The organism is Kitasatospora herbaricolor (assembly GCF_030813695.1).
Lineage (GTDB): Bacteria > Actinomycetota > Actinomycetes > Streptomycetales > Streptomycetaceae > Kitasatospora > Kitasatospora herbaricolor.
On sequence record NZ_JAUSVA010000002.1, the window covers coordinates 1,738,321 to 1,754,327 of the forward strand.

Below are 16,007 nucleotides of genomic sequence, written 5' to 3' on the forward strand. Positions count from 1 at the left end.
CGGGTGGCGGGCGGCCTGTTCCTGACCCGTCCGCCGGCCGGCGAGGAGCGCCGCCACGGCGCCGGCCCGCCCCGGCCGTCAGTGCTGCGCGGCCACCTGTCGCGCGGACCGGTCCGACTCCCCCGCCACCGGTGTGAAGCGGACCGGGAGGTGGACCAGGGCGCGGTGGAACGGGCCGGGCCGCCACAGCAGTTCGGACTGCGGGACGGAGAGTTCCAAGTCCCCCAGCCGGCTGGTGAGCTGCTCGATCGCGGTGATCGCGATCAGCAGCGCCGGCTCCCGGGCCGGGCAGGCGTGCGGGCCGGCCGCCCAGGCCAGGTGCGCGCTCTCGCCGCTGCGGACGTGCGTGCTCTCCGGGGTCGGCGCCGCCTGGGAGTTGGCCGCCGCGTAGGAGACCAGCAGGAGCTGGCCGGCGGTGATCCGGCGGCCGTGGAAGGTCAGGTCGTACCGCGGGTAGTGCGCCGAGAGGTTGGCCAACGGCGGCTCGTGCCAGAGCACTTCGTCGATCGCCTGGTGGGCGGTCATCGCGCCGCCGAACAGCGAACCGGCGTAGCGGTCGTCGGTGAGGATCCGCAGCAGGGCGTTGCCGATGAGGTTGGTGGTGGGCTCGTGCCCGGCGCTCATGGTCAGGGTGATCTGCCGGACCACCTCGTCGTTCTCCAGCCCCGCGGGGTGGTTGAGGAACCAGGAGGTGAGGTCCTGCCGGCCGCGGACCCGCCGGTCGGCGACCATCCCGGCGACCACCTCGACGAAGTCGGCGTAGGCCGCGGCCGCCTTCTCGGTGGACTCCATCATCCCGGACATGCCGGCCACCAGCCGGTTGCTGTGCTCCTCGGGCACACCGAACCAGGTGTTGAACACGAACAGCGGCAACTGGCGGGCGTACTGCGCGATCAGATCGGCCGTGCCGGAGCCGTCGAAGCGCCGGACGAGCTCGTGCGCGACCTGGGCCACCCGGGCCTGCAGCACGTGCGGCTCGATCAGGGCCAGGCCGTCCGTGATCACCTGGCGGTAGCGCGCGTGCACCTCACCGTCGCTGAACAGCGCGGTCGGCCGCCAGCCGAGCACCGGCAGGACCGGCGACTGCGGGGGCTGCTCGCGCTGCCAGGCGCGCGGGTCCTTGGAGAAGGTGTCGCTGTCGCGCAGCACGTCCAGCGCGGCCTGGTAGTCGGTGACCAGCAGCGCCTCCACGCCGGGCGCGATCTCGACCGGCGCGGTGGCGCCGTGGGCGCGCAGCCGGTCGTAGTGGCCGTGCGGGTCCGCGGCGAAGGCCGGGCCGTAGAGGGCGGTGGGTCGGGGGCCGGGCTGGGTCACCGCTGCTCCTGGGGCAGGCTGGGCAGGCTGTGCAGGACGTGTTCGGCCAAGGCGATCAGCGCCTCGACACTGGTGGCGCGGTCGCGGGCGTCGCAGAGCACCAGCGGGGTGTCGGGGTGCAGGTCGAGGTGCCCGCGCAGCACCTCGGCGGAGTGCGCGGGGGCGTCGGGGAAGCAGTTGACGGCGACCGCGTAGGGCAGTCCCTGCTCCTCCACCATGTCCATGATCTCGAAGGACTCGGCCAGCCGGCGGGTGTCGGCCAGCACGAGCGCGCCGAGGGCGCCGCGCGCGATGTCCTGCCAGAGCGGGAAGAACCGGCGCTGGCCGGGGGTGCCGAAGAGGTACAGCACCACCTCGCCGGGCAGGGTGAGGCGTCCGAAGTCGACCGCGACGGTGGTGGTGGTCTTGTCCGGCAGGCCGGCGACGTCGTCCACCGGGGCGCCGGTCTCGGTCATCACCTCCTCGGTGTGCAGGGTGGGGATCTCGGACAAGGTCCGGATGAGGGTGGTCTTGCCGACCCCGAACGGGCCGGCGACCAGCATCTTCATCAGGATCTGGTCCCGGTCGGGCAGGTAGCCGATCCGGCTAGCGGAGGCTGCGGAGTCCATCGAGGAGCCTCTCGACGAGGGTGCGGTCGATCTGCTGGGCGCGCGGGATCGGGCTGCGGGCCTGCAGGCCGCCCGCGTCGACCAGATCGGCCGCGAGGAAGTTGGTGGCGCTGACCGGCAGGCGCAGGTGCGCCGCCGCCTCCACCAGGGTCAGCGCGCCGGGGCGCAACAGCTCCCACAGGCGCCGGTGTTCGGCCTCCAGGCCCTGCGGCGGATCAGGGCTCGCGGAGTGCAGGAGGGTCAGCCGGTCGAAGGCGGCGCGGCTGGGCCGGCTACGGCCGCCGGTGGCCAGGTAGGCGGGCACCATGCGGCGGCGCGGGGGGACGGCGGTCATGTTCGCGCGACGGCATCCTGTTGCCGGGCCGGGCTGGCCATCGCCCGGGAGAGGGCCGCGACCTGGACCTGCATCTGGTAGGCGACGTTGCCGAGTTGGGCGTCCGGCGCGGCGAAGACCGCCAGCGAGGTGTTCTGCCCGGCCGGGACGACCACGGCGAACCCGAGGTCGGACTCCACCACGGTCTGGGCCAGCTTCGGCTGCTCCACGTCGGTGAACGCGGTGGTGAACGCGCGGGCGGCGGCGTGCACGGTGGCCGTCATCGCGGCGACCCGCTCGGCGGAGGCCCGGCTGAGGTCCTTCGAGGCGCCCTCCACCAGGCCGTCCCCGGTGGCGATGACGGCGTGCAGCACCCCGGGCAGCTCCAGCAGCGGGGTCAGCACCCAGGAGATCTCGTCGGTGACGGGAGGTCGGGACGTGCTCACTGGTCGGCTCCTTGGGGGGTCTCGGACGTGGGGCTGGGTTCGGACGAGGCGACGGCGGCCCGCCCGGAGCCGGTGCCGTCCTGCAGGGCCTGCCAGCGCGCGGCGGCCTGCTCGGGGGTGCGTTCGGGGGCCGGTTCGGCGGCCCGTTCGGGGGTGGCCCGGTCCGCGGCGGTGGCTTGCGGCAGCGGCGCCCGCCGGCGACGGCTGGGCAGTTCGCTGCCGTCGCCGAGCGGTACGGGGGGCAGGGCGCCCGTCCCGACGGGCGCGGGCGCGGGCGCGGGTGCGGGTGCGGGTGCGGGTACGGCCGGTACGGCCGGTACGGCCGGCGGGTGTTCGAGGTCGGGGCCGGTGGCGGGTGCGGTACCCGGCTCCGGAGCCGGTTCCGGGACCGGCCCCGCCAGCGGCGGGCGGTTCACGGCCGGCAGCGGTGCCGCCACCGGCAGCGGCGTCAGCACGGAGAGCGGCTGCCCGGCGTCCACCACGGTCAGCAGCGCGCCGGGGATCCGCACGATGGTCCGCATCCCGCCGTACGGGGACGGCTCGATGTGGCAGGTGAAGCCGTACTGGCGGGCGAGCTTGCCGACCACCGCGAAGCCGGCCTTCGGCGGGTTCCCCAGCTCGGTGAGCGGCACCTCGGACGGGCCGGAGAGCAGCCGCTTGGCCCGCCCCAGCTGGTCGTCCTCCATGCCGATGCCGCTGTCGTCGATGACCACCAGCGCCCCGCGCCCGCCCTGCTGGACGGTCACCGGCACCTCGGTCTCCGGGTGGGAGTAGGCGGTGGCGTTGGCGAGCAGCTCGGCGATCGCGACGGCGAGCGGCTCGGCGGCCCGGGCGACCACGGCCAGCCGCTCCTCCCGCAGGTGGTTGGCGACCTTGATCCGGGCGTAGCCGGGCACCCGGGACAGCGCGCCCAGCACCACCTCGGCCAGCGGGGAGTCCGTCCGGGCCAGTCCGGGCCAGGCCTCGCAGAGGACGGCCACGGTCTGGATCCGGCGCAGCGCGACCTCGTTGCGGAAGTCCACTTCGAGCAGCCGGGGATCGTCGTTGTCGTGCTGCAACTGCTGGACCAGGCTCTGGATCTGGTACAGCAGCGTCTGGATCTTGGAGGTGGCTCCGCGCATGGTGGCCCGGGCCGCGCCGTCCACCCGGTCGCGCTCGCCGGTGACGGCGGCGGCGCAGGCGTCCAGGACGGCCTGCAGGGCGCGTTCGGCCTGCTCCCCGCAGACACCGGGGGCCTTCGGGCCGGGGACGGGCGCGATGGGGTGGGCCAGGGCGAGCGCGGTGGCCGGCAGCCGTTCCTCGGCCAGGTGGACGATCTCGGCGAGCAGCGCGCGGGTGCCGTCCTCGGCGGTCCGCAGCCGCTCCTCGCTCCTCGCCAGCCGGTCCTCGGCGGTCCGACCGCGCGACTCGCTCTGGGCGAGCCTGGACTCGGCGGTCCGGGCCTGCTCCTCGCTACGGGCGAGCCGTGCCTCGGCCTCCCGGGCGCGGTCCTCGGTGCGGGCCAGCCGCTCCTCCGCGGCCCGGGCCCGGGCCGTGACGCGCCGGCGGGCGCGGGCCAGCACGCCGGTTGCCACCAGGGCGGCGGCACTGAGGGCCGCCAGGGCGAGCAGCGCGATCTGGGTCATCGAAGTCCTCGGTCGAATGGGGGGATCCGGCGGGATCCGGCCGGACCGCCACGGTGGGGACGCGTGGGGCCGGCCGGTACGGCGGGTGCTGCCGCCGGTACCGTCCGCCCGGAGCGGTCGTCCGGGCCGGGCGGACGGTACCTGGGTCAGGCGGCCCGGGCCGGGGCCGGGCGGGCGGCACCGGGGTCAGGCGGGAAACACCGGCCGGCCGTCGGCGGTCCGCCGGCCGGGGATCCTGACCGGCTCCAACTCCTTTGCCACAGTGGCGACCTGACTCATCACGTCGAGGATGGCCGGCTGCTCGGAGCCGTCCAGGTGCCGGTACTCGGAGCCGATGGTGACCACCAGGCGCTCGGGCAGCCCGAGTTCGGGGTGACGCCCCTCGGCGATCACCCGCCGGGCGGCGTCCAGCGCGGGGATGCCGGCCGCGTGCAGGGCGTGCGCGCGCTCCTGGACGTGCGCGAGGTGGGCGATGTGCCGCTGGACCCCGGCCCGGTCGAGCACCGGACCGTGGCCGGGTATGACGATCTCGGCCCCGGTGTCCAGCACCCGGCCGCAGGCATCGATCACGTTCTGCAGCGGTCCGGCCCAGTGCACCGGGTGGTCGCCGGGGAACTCCTCGGTCGAGGCGAAGATGATGTCGCCGGAGAAGACCGCCTTCTGCCGGGGCAGGTGCACGATCAGGTCACCGTCGGTGTGCGCCGGCGGCAGGCCGATCACATGCACCGGGTGGTCCCCGACCCGCAGTTCGAGCTCGCCCTGGAACATCAGGGTGGGGTGCACCGGCTCGGTGCTCGACCAGTCGAACTGCCCGAAGTGCTCACCGAGGTACCAGCCCAGCGGCGAGGCCGGATCGGCGCCCTTGACCAGCGCGTGCTGCTGCTGCGGGGTGGGCTCGTAGTGGATGTGCTCCAGGGCTTCCCTGGTGGCGATCACCTCGGCGTCCGGCAGCACGCCCGCACCCCAGAGGTGGTCCCCGTTGGCGTGGGTGACGATCACGCGGTCCACCGACACCCCGGCGGCCAGCCGCTTGCGGCTCTCGGCCAGGAACTCCCCCGCCAGGGTGGGGTCGTAGGGGGTGTCGATCCAGGCCGCGGTGCGCGGGGAGGTCAGCAGGCCGCAGTTGGCCAGGCCCCAGCCCCGCTTCGGCGGAAGCCATACGTACAGGTCTTCAGCAATCGTGCTCATGTTCGCACGCGCGATCGTCATGGCCGCGATTATGCCGATGTTGGGTCGGCCGCGCCTCCGAACCCACACGATCACCACAGTCCCGCGGCCGCCCGACCACCCCAAAAGGGCGGAAACCACCCGAAGCGCGGACAGCCGCCGCCGCGCCCTGTCCACCGACCGGACACCGTGCCGTGACAGCACCGGCCGCCCGGGGCGGACAGGGCGTCACGGGCGACCGGCCACCCCGGCCGGCGTCCGGGCCGCGTTGTCGGAGGTCACCGCCATGACGGGGGCATGACCTCCACCGCCCCCATCGCCGTGCTCGCCGACTCCGAGGCCTGCACCCGCACGGTCGCGACGGCCGCGGCCGCGCGGGCGGCCCACTTCGCGGGCGGGGCGTACGCCTTGGACGACGCCACCCACGACGTGCCGCTCCGCAGCATCGAGGCGTACGAGGCGGGCCGCCGGGCCGAGGTGCTGCCCCGCCGGGAGGCCGGCCGGCCAGGCCGAAGACGGGATCCGGCCCTGCTGCTGATCCACCGGGGGCCACGTCTGCCGGGATCGGGCTGCCGGGCGGACGGCATCCGGCGCATCGCCGGAACGGCGGCGGGGAGGCAGCGAACCGCAGGCCGGCCCGGAGGCCGGGAGGGGACCGGCGGAAGGCCGCCGGAAAAGAATGGAGCGCCGGGCCCGATTCGAACGGACTCTTCCTACTGAAAGTAGGACGTGCTCCACCAGCACCACCGACGCCTGACGGGAGATCACTCTCTCGACAGGAAGAACAGTACCAGGTCAGCACGGGTGCCCGAGCCGCCCGGCACCCGCCGCCGGCACCCCACGGTCGGCCGGGGCGCCGGCGGCCGGCCGCTCAGCGCGCGGGTACGCTCGCGCGGGTCAGCACGGACAGTTCGAACGGCCGGAGCGAGTCCGTCCGCTCCCATTCCGCGGCCGGGAGGGCCTCCCGCTGCCCGACGCTCCCGGCCGGCCGGAGCCCGGACTCGCGCAGCAGACCGGCCATCTCCCCGGCGGTGAGGAAGGTCCGCCAGGGCTCGCCCTGCTCGGCCGCAGCCGCCATCACCACCTCCGCGTACGCCTGGCCCGCCTCGTCCCGCTGCCCGGCCGGGAGGAGGTGCTCCACGACGAGTTCGGTGCCGGGCGCGAGGCCGCCGACGGCGGCCAGGGTCCGCCCGATCGCCTCCCGGCTCAGGTACATGGTGACCCCCAGCCAGCTGACCAGCGCGGGCCGGCCCGGGTCGAAGCCCGCCCGCGCGAGCCCGTCCGCCAAGGTCCGGGCGGACAGCTGCTCGAAGTCCACCGCGACGAAGCCCGTCGACGGCGGCACCGCCACCCCGGCCCGGGCCAGCACGGCCTGCTTCCAGTGCTGCGTCGCCGGCCGGTCGACCTCGAACACCCGGACGCGCCCGGCCGGCTCCGACCGGAAGGCGAAGGAGTCCAGCCCCGCGCCGAGGATCACGTACTGGTCGACGCCCTGCCCGGCCAGCTCCGCCAGCCGGTCCTCGGTGTAACGGCTGCGGGTGACGGCCGCCGCCCGCGCCCCGGACAGGACGGGGTGGTCACCGTAGGCCTGGTGGTAGCCGAGGAGTTCATCGGCCTGATCGCCCAGCAGGCGCCGCGCCAGCGTGTCGGCGAAGATCGGAGGGGCATCGTCGACGAGGAGATGGGCCGCACGCGCGGCGGCCGACATGAGAGCCGTCCGGCTCGGCTGTTCATTGTTCACCATGGCGCGAGAGACTACTAGGGTATTTGCGACATAATACCACAGAAAAGAATTTTTCGGAAGCACCGTCAGATTTCGATTCAGCCAACCGGAAACGTGCGAAACCCGGCGCCGTCGTGCCCGGATTGACGAAACCGGACGGCCCGGGCAGGAACGACGACCGGCCGTGGGCGACGATGCCGAGCCGGTCGCTCAGCCGGGAGTTGCGAGCCGCCGGAGCCCCTCCTCGGACTGTTCGACCATCCATCGGTCGGCGATCCGGAGACCGGTCTCCTTCGCCTGCGCATAGCGCTCGCGGGCCTGCCGGAGATCGTGGGCGCGCTCCTCGCACCGGGCCGTGTTGAACAGGCTCCAGCCCGCCAGGACGTGGTCGCCGGCATCCGACCCGATCCGCGCGGCGGCCGCGTAGTGCTCCTTCTCCTGGTGGGTGTCCCCGCCTTCGGCCGCGAGTTCGGCCAGCTGGTGGTGGGTCCAACCCGCCGCCGCGGCCCCGCGCCACCCGGACATCGCCGGCACCGGCCGACGACGCCTCAGGAACGCCGATCCGCCCCACCACACGGCGCTGGAGGCGTTCGTCGTGGGCCAGCCACGCCACCCCCTGCCCGCCGGCTCCCAGCGGGCGCTCCATCCGGAGCCTGTCCCCGACGGCCGGAACCGTCGTCCCGTCCCTCATGGGCCCACGAAACCACACCTCGGGCGCGGAGCGGACGCACTCCCGCGAAACAGCACGAACCCGGACCTTCGCCGCCGCCCGCCGACGGGCAGCGGGCACCCGGGCGGCGCGGACCATGACCTCCGTCCGCGCCGCCGGGCCACCGGCGGAGCCGGTCAGCGGTAGCCGGTGGCGTCGGCCGGCCGGTCCGGGTCCTGGACCTCGACCATGTAGCGCCAGGCGTCCGGCCGGCTGCCGTCCAGATCGGTGAAGCCGTACTCGCGGGCGAGCTGCCCGCTGGAGAGCGACCCGCCGTTCCAGCGGGCCCGCTGCGGATCGGCGGCCAGCGCAACCACCGCCCGGCCGACGTACGCGGGGGTCTCGGAGATGCAGAAGTGCGGGACCTTCTCCAGTGCGTCGCGCCAGTTGTCCTCGGTGACGCCGAAGTGGTCGAGCATCATCTCCGAGCGCAGCCAGCCGGGCGTGAGCGCGACGGCGGTCGCACCGCGCGGGCCGAGTTCATGGCCGAGCGCGAACGCCATCCGCAGCACGGCGGACTTGGCGATGTCGTAGAAGAAGGACACCCGGTACCTGGTCCGGTTGTACTCGGCGGTGCCGTCGGTCATCTCGACCACCAGTCCACCAGGGTTGCGCAGCAGCAGCGGCAGCGCGTAGTGGCTGGTGATGGCGTGCGTCTCGACGGCGAGCCGCAGTAGCCGCAGGCCGTTGTCGAGGTCGTGCTCCCACACCGTGCTGTCCCACTCGAAGAGCAGTTCGCCGCCCCAGATGTCGTTCACCAGGACGTCCAGCCGGCCCTGCTCCGCCTCGATCCGCCGGACCAGGGCCTCGACCTGGGCCGGCACCAGGTGGTCGGTGACCACCGCGACGCCCTGCCCGCCCGCGGCCGTGACCAGGGCGGCGGTCTCCTCCACGGTCTCCGGCCGGTGGTACTCCGAGGGCCGGCCCGCGGTGCTGCGGCCGGTGACGTAGACGGTCGCGCCGGCGGCGCCGAGCTGGACGGCGATCGCCCGCCCGGCGCCCCGGGTCGCGCCCGCCACCAGGGCGACCTTGCCGGCGAGTGCCTCTGCCATGTCTGGTCCTTCGCTTCCGGGCGGGCGGGGGCCGCCCGGAAGCGTCCGGGAGCCACCACCGCGCGGGGGACTCGGTGTCGCTCCGATTCTCGCTCGCCGGGCCCGGTCAGGCCCGACGATCGGGGCACCCGACCCCGACGGCCCTTGGCGGCCGGGCGGCCGGGCTACCGGGCCGCCCGGCGCACCGGCCCTCGGCGGCCGGGAGGCCCGGGCGGTCAGTGCCGCCCGGAGACCACGTCGGCGATCCGGGCGATCGGCGAGGTGCCGGCCCGGCCGCCGCTCTCCTGCCGGTCGGCGGCGTGGTACGCCGCGTACATCCCGTGCACCCCGAGCCAGCGCAGCGGCTCGGGCTCCCAGCGGCGCACCGCGTGCCCGACCCAGGGCAGCGCGGTGAGGGCGGTGTCCGCCGCGGCGCCGGGGCCCGCGTACTCGCGCAGCACCAGGTCGCGCAAGGTCCGGGCGGCCAGGTTGGTGGTGGTGACGCCGCTGCCCACGTAGCCGCCGGCCCAGCCGAGGCCGGATGCCGGGTCGAGCTCCACGGTCGAGCACCAGTCGCGCGGCACGCCGAGCACGCCGGACCACGCGTGCGCCACGCCGGCGTGCGGGCCGACGTACGCGCCGGCCGAGGGGAAGAAGCGCAGCAGGATGTCCCGCAGCTGCTCGACCGTGCGCCGCTGGGTGGCCCCGTCGTCGTCGACCCGTGAGCCGAAACGGTAGGGCACCCCGCGTCCGCCGAGCGCGATCCGGTCGTCGGCGGTGCGCTGCGCGTACATGTACGCGTGCGCCATGTCGCCGAGGGTCTCGCGGCCCTCCCAGCCCACGCCGGCCCAGAACCCGGGCGGCAGCGGGTCGGTCACGATCATCGAGGAGTTCATCGGCAGCCAGGTCCGCCGCTCCCCGCGCAGCCCGGCCGTGAAGCCCTCGGTCGCGCGCAGCACGAACCGGGCCGACACGGCGCCGTACGGGGTGAGCGCGCGGGCCGGGGCCGTGCCGCGGCCGGGCCGGATCTCGGAGACGGGTGTGGCCTCGTGGACGGTCACCCCCAGCTCCTCGCAGACCCGGGCCAGGCCGCGCAGCAGCTTCACCGGCTGGATCCGCGCACCGTGCGGCCCCCAGCTGCCGCCCAGGGTGCCCGCCACCCCGATCCTGGCCGCGGACTCGGCCGCCCCGAGCAGCACCTGCTCCTGCTGGCCGTAGGCGTGCTCCTCCGCGACGAAGGCCTTCAGCCGCGCCAGCTGGGCGGGGTTCCGGGCCACCTCCAGAACGCCGCCCTTGACGATGTCGGCCTCGATCCCCTCGGCCGCGGCGACCCGGATCACCTCGTCGACCGCGTCGTTCATGGCCCGCTGCATGGCGGTCGCCGCCTCCCGGCCGTACCGGCGGGCGAAGACCCCGCGGCCGGCGAAGCCGCTGTACAGCCAGCCGCCGTTGCGGCCGGAGGCGCCGTAGCCGCAGAACCGCCGCTCCAGCACGGTGACCCGCAGGGAGGGGTCGGCCTTCTTCAGGTAGTAGGCGGTCCACAGGCCGGTGAAGCCGCCGCCGACGACGCAGACGTCCGCCTCGGCCGGGCCGTCCAGCCGTGGCCGGGGTTCGGGCAGTCCGGTCTCGGCGTACCAGAAGGAGACCGCCCCGTTCGCGACGGCGGACTCGGCGGCGGTGGCGGGTGTGGCGGAGGTGCCCACAGGGAGCCTGCTTTCCGGACGGGCCGGCGGGGGGACGCCGGACATGCCAGGCACGCTAATCACGACCCTACGCCCGGGCAACCGTCAGGCTGCCAGCTCCCGGGCCGCCGGCACGACAGACCGTCGGGTGCCGCCTGATCCCGCCCGTGGCGACGGGCGGGCCGGCCCGGGCGGTGGGACTGCTCACAGTCCGCCCGACACTCCCGTCCGTTCCCGGGCCGGTGCGTAGGGTGATCGGGTGGATTCCTGGGAGCTGGACCGACCGACCGGACGCCTGACCGAACGCCTGACCGGACGCGCACCGCGGACCCCGGCGGCCGTACGCACCGCCGTTCGTGCTGCCGCGGCCGCCGCACGGGACGGCGTACCGGACGCCGTACGTCCCGCCGCGGGGGATACCGGGTGCGGTACCGGGCGCGGCGCCGTGACGGGAGGGCTCCGATGACCGGCCGACCCGGCCTGACGGCCCGTCAGTTCGTCGGCCTGCTGGCCGACCCGGGCAGCTTCGACTGCTGGGACGAGCCGGCAGGCCATCCGGCGGCCGACCCCGCCTACCGGGCCTCGCTGGCCCGGGCGCGGGAGCGGACCGGCCTGGACGAGGCCGTGACCACCGGCCGGGTCCTGCTGGCCGGGCGGCCGGTGGCCCTGGTGGCCTCGGAGTTCGGCTTCCTGGGCGGCTCGATCGGGGTGACCACGGCCGAACGGATCACCCGGGCCGTGGAGCGTGCCACCGCCGAGGGCCTGCCGCTGATCGCGCTGCCGGTCTCGGGCGGCACCCGGATGCAGGAGGGTTCCGCCGCCTTCCTCTGCATGCTCCGGGTCACCGCCGCCGTCCAGGCCCACCAGGCCGCCGGCCTGCCGTACCTCACCTACCTGCGCAATCCGACCATGGGCGGGGTCTTCGCCTCCTGGGGCACGCTGGGCCACCTGGTGCTGGCCGAGCCGGGCGCCCGGCTCGGGTTCCTCGGGCCGCGCGTGTACGAGGAACTGCGCGGCGTCCCGCTGCCGGACGGCGTGCAGTCGGCGGAGACCCTGGCCGGCCGCGGACTGGTGGACGCCGTGGTCGCGCCGAGCGAACTGCGGGACGTGCTGCGCCGGTTGCTGTCGCTGCTCTGCGACCGGCCCGCCGGGCCACGCCCGAGCGGCCGGCCGGCCGGCCGGGTCCGCCCCGGGCCGGCACCGGACGCCACCGCTACGGGCGCCCGCGCGCCCGACAGCCCAGCGCCCGAAGACCCCGCGCCCGACGCCTGGGACGCCGTGCGGCGCAGCCGGGACCCGCGACGGCCCGGCGCCCGGGAGTTGCTGCGGTACGCGGCCGTCCGGCCCGTGGTGCTGGAGTCGCCGGCCGGGCCGTACGGCCCGGAGCGCGCGCTGGTCCGGGCCCTCGCCGAGTTCGGCGGCCGGCCGGCCCTGGTGGTCGGGCAGCAGCGCCGGACCGGCCCGCAGGAACTGCCCTTCACCGCGGCCGACCTGCGGGCCGTACGGCGGACCGCCCAGCAGGCGGAGCAGCTCGGCCTGCCGCTGGTGACGGTGGTGGACACGGCCGGGGCGGAGCTCTCCGCGCAGGCCGAACTCGACGGCGTGGCGGTGGAGATCGCACACTGCCTGACCACGCTGCTCGCGCTGCGCACCCCGGTGCTCGCGGTGCTGCTCGGCCAGGGCTCCGGCGGCGGGGCGCTCGCCCTGCTGCCCGCCGACCGGGTGATCGCGGCCCGGCACGCCTGGCTGGCCCCGCTCCCGCCGGAGGGCGCCTCGGCGATCGTGCACCGGGACGGCGAGCACGCCGCCGAGCTGGCCCGCGCCCAGGGCATCGGCGCCCACGACCTGGCGGCGGTCGGCCTGGTCGACCGGGTGATTCCCGAACTCCCGGACGCGGCCGAGGAGTCGGAGGCGTTCTGCGTCCGGGTGGGCCAGGCGGTCGGGGCCGCCCTCGCCGAGCTGGCCGCCGTCCCCGCGGCGGACCTGGCGGCCGGCCGCCGGCTGCGCCACCGGCGGCTCGGCGACAGCCTCCGCTGACCGGGCGGGCCGCGCCACCGACCGGCGCGGCCCGCCCGGCGTTGCCGTACCGGCCCCCACTCCGGCCGGCGGTCCTCCGCCGACCGGACGGGTCAGAACTGCGGCTGGAGGAGCACCTGCTGGAGTTCGGCGGTGCACATCATGTAGCCGTTCGGGGTCGGCAGCCGCTCCAGGTAGTGGTCGAGGTCCGACCCCAGCGAGAACACCCGCACCGGGGTGCCCGAGACCTGCGCGGACTCCACCACCCTGCGCAGCCCGTCCATCACGGCCGGGTGCCGGGTCTGGTAGGACTCGGCCACCAGGTGGTTGCTCCGGTCCGCGGCCAGGTAGAACTGCACCAGGTCCTTGGTGCCGACGAACAGCTCACTGGCTCCGGCGGCGCAGATCGCGGCGGTGGCGTGCACGGCCGCGGGCGTCTCGACGAACGCGGACAGCGGCACCTCGGGCGGCAGCCGCAGGTGTTCCCGGAGCTGGGCGAACTCCTCCGCGTCGTTGACGAACGGGACGGAGAGGTGCACCCGGTCGGCCTCCTCGCCGAGCCGCTCCCGCAGGGACCGCAGCACGGCGTGCAGCGCCTCCCGGTAGGCGGCCGACCCGAGCAGCCAGCGCGCGCCGTGCAGGCCCAGTTCGGGGTTCGGTTCGACCGCGACCGCGGCCAGTTCGGTGACGCCGGCGGCGTGGTCGGAGCGGAGGTCGAGCAGCCTGAGGACCAGCCGCTGGCCGGGCAGCAGCGCTTCCACGAAGGTGCACAGCCGCCCGGCGACGGCCCGGCCGTAGAGCTCGATGGCGGCGTGGCCGCCGTCCAGCGAGTCGAGCGGACGCAGGCCCGCGGCGAGGCAGAGGAACTCCTCCCGGATGAAGAAGGTGTCGACCTGCTGCGCGTTGGGCCCGCAGGCGTTGATGGTCTCGATGTCCTGGAGGTCCGCGATGACCGCGCAGGCCGCGCCGAGCTTGTCCAGCAGCGTGCTCCCGGCGCCCGGGTCGGGGGCTCCGGCAGCGCTTTCGGCCCCGATCACGATCGACTGGCTCTCCAGGTACAGCGTCACCTCGCCGACCAGGTCGTCGAGATCGGCCTGGTCGACGCGGAGCACGGGTATCCCCCTGCCCCGGCAGATGGACTGCATGTGGCCGGTCAGTCCGCCCGCACCGCAGACGACGGCCCGCGCCGCCACGATCGCTTCGTACAATCCCGCCTCCAGCGAAGGGGCGACGAGGATGGACCCCTCCAGTGGACTTCTCGTGCGGTTACAAGTACCTCGCAACACACTCTCCGTACCACCGGTCAGCAGGAATCCCTGAACTCGTCGCCCGTTCAACTAATCCTCCAGGTCCTCGGCGTTCGCTATCCCCAGCTGTCGGCGCAACTGCCGCGGGGTCACCGAGACGTCGGTGAGCCGTTCGACGGCGGCCCGGTTGACCAGGACCCTCAGCAGGCGGTCACGCAGGGGAGCATCCATTGACAATGAGGCAAGTTCGCCGACGAACCGGATGCGCTCGTCCAAACGGGAATCGAACAGTTCTCGTTCGCTGCGATTACGTGCGGCCAACCTTCTCACCTCCAGGCCTACAGCCTCCTCGAATCCGCCCCGGGCCGCTTCCTCCATATTGCTGACATGCCCACGGAATTGGGCCAGAGTGCGGTCGGAAGCGTCCTCCCGCAGTTCAAGTTGCTCGATCGCACTCGCGGCGACGGCGATCGACTGGTTCTTGATGGCGGCGAGATTGAAGGTGAATGCGCCGGTCCGGCCGTTGCGCACGATCTCGTCACCCTCGCGCAGCACGCCGAGCGCCGAGATCGCGCCGGCCCGCTGCCCGTCGTGCCCCAGCAGGACGCCTCGCTCGTCGACCTCCAGACCGCGCCCCGTCCGGGCGTGGGGCACCGCGATCCCCCGCCGGAGGAGGTTCTGCCAGAGCTGCCGGCCGACCCTGCTGTAGTCCGACTCCCGGCCGAAGTTGGACACCACCAGGTCCGCCTCGACGGCGTGCTTCTCGTCCGGGGCCGCGACCTCGACGACGAGGCGCCCCGACTCCGTCGGCGTGATCCGCTCCACGGTGCCGACGACCACCTCCACCGACCCGTCCGCCGACTGCAGCGCGCGCTCGATGACCGCCATCGTGTACTCCACCGCGCCGACCCGCAGCGCGGCGATCGCGGTGCCGAACTCGTCCAGCAGGCGCCGCAGGTCCGGGGAGGGGATCTGCTCCAGGGCCTTGGGGAGATGAGGCTCCCAGGCCTTGGCCACCCGCTCGGGAACCACCCCCGGATCGATCCCCGGGTGGTCCCGGACAACCACTTCGCAGGCGGCCTCCCACTCTCCCCGGACCCGGGCCAGGAACTCCTCGCGCCCGCGGTACGGCTCCAGCAGCGACACCGGGCAGGGCAGGCGCACCACCCCGTGCTCGTGACCGCCGGGGTACGTCCGGAAGATCGTCCCGGTCCTGGAGATCAGGCTGATCCGCCCGGTGTGCCCCCGGCGCAGCAGCAGGCCCGCCGAGTCGTAGGCGCTGAGCACGGACCCGACGATCGCCACGGTCGCCTCGGGCGGCAGGCCCTCCAACTTGCCGACGCCGGCCGCGGAGTACGGGTTCCGCACGAAGGATTCGTGCCCGGCCACCTCGGCGGCGAAGGGCGGATCGCGCAGTTCCAGGCCGGTCGCGAGCACCACGTGGTCGGCGAAGAGCACGGTCGGCCCCGGGCCCCGCCGGTCTTCGTCGGTGGCCTCGGCGAATAACCGATGGATCGTCACATCGACGCCGGTGGAACGTACTTCCAGGTCGACGGCCTCGCCGTCCGCCTCGACCAGGACGACGCCCGGACAGGCCTCCCGCCGAGCCTCCGCCAGCCGGTCGACCAGGTAGTCCTGGAAGATCCGCCGGGGCGCCGGACCCTGCTCGACGAACTCGAACCCGGCCCAGGGCGCCGGCCAGTCCCGCCGGTCGGCCTCGCGGTTGGCCCAGCGGACGAAGTCGTGCACGTCCTCGCGGAACGCCGACATCCGGCCCGCCTGGATGTTGAAGACGTGGTCCCAGGGGTTGCCGTCCCGGTGGTAGGCGACGCCGGCGGACCGGTAGTCGGAGCGCCGCTCCAGCAGGACGACCTCCAGCGGGCCGCGCGCGAAGCGGAGCAGCCGGATCGCGGTGGCGGTGCCGGCCAGGCCCGCCCCCACCACGATCACCCGTGGGCTCGCGCCCGTCCGACTGATGCCTGTTCGACTCATGGCTGTTCGACTCATGGTGAAGCCTCTCCGTTCGGGCGAAGGGGACCGGATCCGCTCCGCCCCACCCCGGGGGTCGGCGCGCCGTCAAGGTGCTACCCCCTGCGGACGTGCCGTCCGGACTGAGGCGATCCGTC

General features: G+C 74.7%; 14 protein-coding genes. 1 reads left to right on the forward strand and 13 read right to left on the reverse strand.

The window, feature by feature from the left end:
• Positions 1-78: 78 nt before the first annotated feature.
• From J2S46_RS07955 to J2S46_RS08005, 11 genes are all read right to left on the reverse strand, one after another.
• Complete coding sequence (locus J2S46_RS07955) at positions 79-1,314, reverse strand: cytochrome P450 (protein WP_191292019.1); 1,236 nt, start codon at positions 1,312-1,314, stop codon at positions 79-81.
• Entirely contained in the window at positions 1,311-1,922 is a 612-nt protein-coding gene (locus J2S46_RS07960; protein WP_191292020.1) for a GTP-binding protein, read from the reverse strand. Before J2S46_RS07960 ends, J2S46_RS07955 begins: the two co-directional genes overlap by 4 nt.
• On the reverse strand, positions 1,900-2,256 hold the full coding sequence (locus J2S46_RS07965; protein ID WP_073927234.1) for a DUF742 domain-containing protein: 357 nt from the start codon (positions 2,254-2,256) through the stop codon (positions 1,900-1,902). Before J2S46_RS07965 ends, J2S46_RS07960 begins: the two co-directional genes overlap by 23 nt.
• Entirely contained in the window at positions 2,253-2,681 is a 429-nt protein-coding gene (locus tag J2S46_RS07970) for a roadblock/LC7 domain-containing protein (protein WP_073927235.1), read from the reverse strand. The genes J2S46_RS07965 and J2S46_RS07970 overlap by 4 nt, the downstream gene beginning before the upstream one ends.
• Positions 2,678-4,306 carry an ATP-binding protein gene (locus tag J2S46_RS07975; RefSeq protein ID WP_191292021.1) on the reverse strand — a complete coding sequence of 543 codons (1,629 nt, stop codon included), beginning with the start codon at positions 4,304-4,306 and terminating at the stop codon, positions 2,678-2,680. Before J2S46_RS07975 ends, J2S46_RS07970 begins: the two co-directional genes overlap by 4 nt.
• Before the next feature lie 186 nt (positions 4,307-4,492).
• The gene (locus tag J2S46_RS07980) at positions 4,493-5,515 is read right to left on the reverse strand and encodes an MBL fold metallo-hydrolase (RefSeq protein WP_191292022.1); all 1,023 of its coding nucleotides are present in this window, start codon (positions 5,513-5,515) and stop codon (positions 4,493-4,495) included.
• Between the two features lie 236 nt (positions 5,516-5,751).
• Positions 5,752-5,895: a hypothetical protein gene (locus J2S46_RS07985; RefSeq protein ID WP_191292023.1), complete on the reverse strand. Its 144-nt coding sequence runs from the start codon at positions 5,893-5,895 to the stop codon at positions 5,752-5,754.
• Between the two features lie 449 nt (positions 5,896-6,344).
• Complete coding sequence (locus J2S46_RS07990) at positions 6,345-7,217, reverse strand: class I SAM-dependent methyltransferase (RefSeq protein WP_229913020.1); 873 nt, start codon at positions 7,215-7,217, stop codon at positions 6,345-6,347.
• Between the two features lie 189 nt (positions 7,218-7,406).
• A complete protein-coding gene (locus J2S46_RS07995) occupies positions 7,407-7,721 on the reverse strand; it encodes a tetratricopeptide repeat protein (protein WP_191292024.1) in 315 nt (104 codons plus the stop codon).
• 321 nt (positions 7,722-8,042) lie between these two features.
• On the reverse strand, positions 8,043-8,957 hold the full coding sequence (locus J2S46_RS08000) for an SDR family oxidoreductase (RefSeq protein ID WP_191292025.1): 915 nt from the start codon (positions 8,955-8,957) through the stop codon (positions 8,043-8,045).
• A gap of 215 nt (positions 8,958-9,172) precedes the next feature.
• Entirely contained in the window at positions 9,173-10,639 is a 1,467-nt protein-coding gene (locus J2S46_RS08005) for an NAD(P)/FAD-dependent oxidoreductase (protein ID WP_229913021.1), read from the reverse strand.
• Between the two features lie 441 nt (positions 10,640-11,080).
• On the opposite strand from J2S46_RS08005, the gene J2S46_RS08010 reads away from it, so the two are divergent.
• Positions 11,081-12,655: a carboxyl transferase domain-containing protein gene (locus J2S46_RS08010; protein ID WP_191292027.1), complete on the forward strand. Its 1,575-nt coding sequence runs from the start codon at positions 11,081-11,083 to the stop codon at positions 12,653-12,655.
• A 92-nt stretch (positions 12,656-12,747) separates the two neighbouring features.
• On the opposite strand, the gene J2S46_RS08015 is transcribed toward J2S46_RS08010, so the two are convergent.
• On the reverse strand, positions 12,748-13,920 hold the full coding sequence (locus tag J2S46_RS08015) for a putative PEP-binding protein (protein ID WP_370882304.1): 1,173 nt from the start codon (positions 13,918-13,920) through the stop codon (positions 12,748-12,750).
• Between the two features lie 51 nt (positions 13,921-13,971).
• On the reverse strand, positions 13,972-15,858 hold the full coding sequence (locus J2S46_RS08020; RefSeq protein ID WP_191292103.1) for an FAD/NAD(P)-binding protein: 1,887 nt from the start codon (positions 15,856-15,858) through the stop codon (positions 13,972-13,974).
• Between the last annotated feature and the right edge of the window lie 149 nt (positions 15,859-16,007).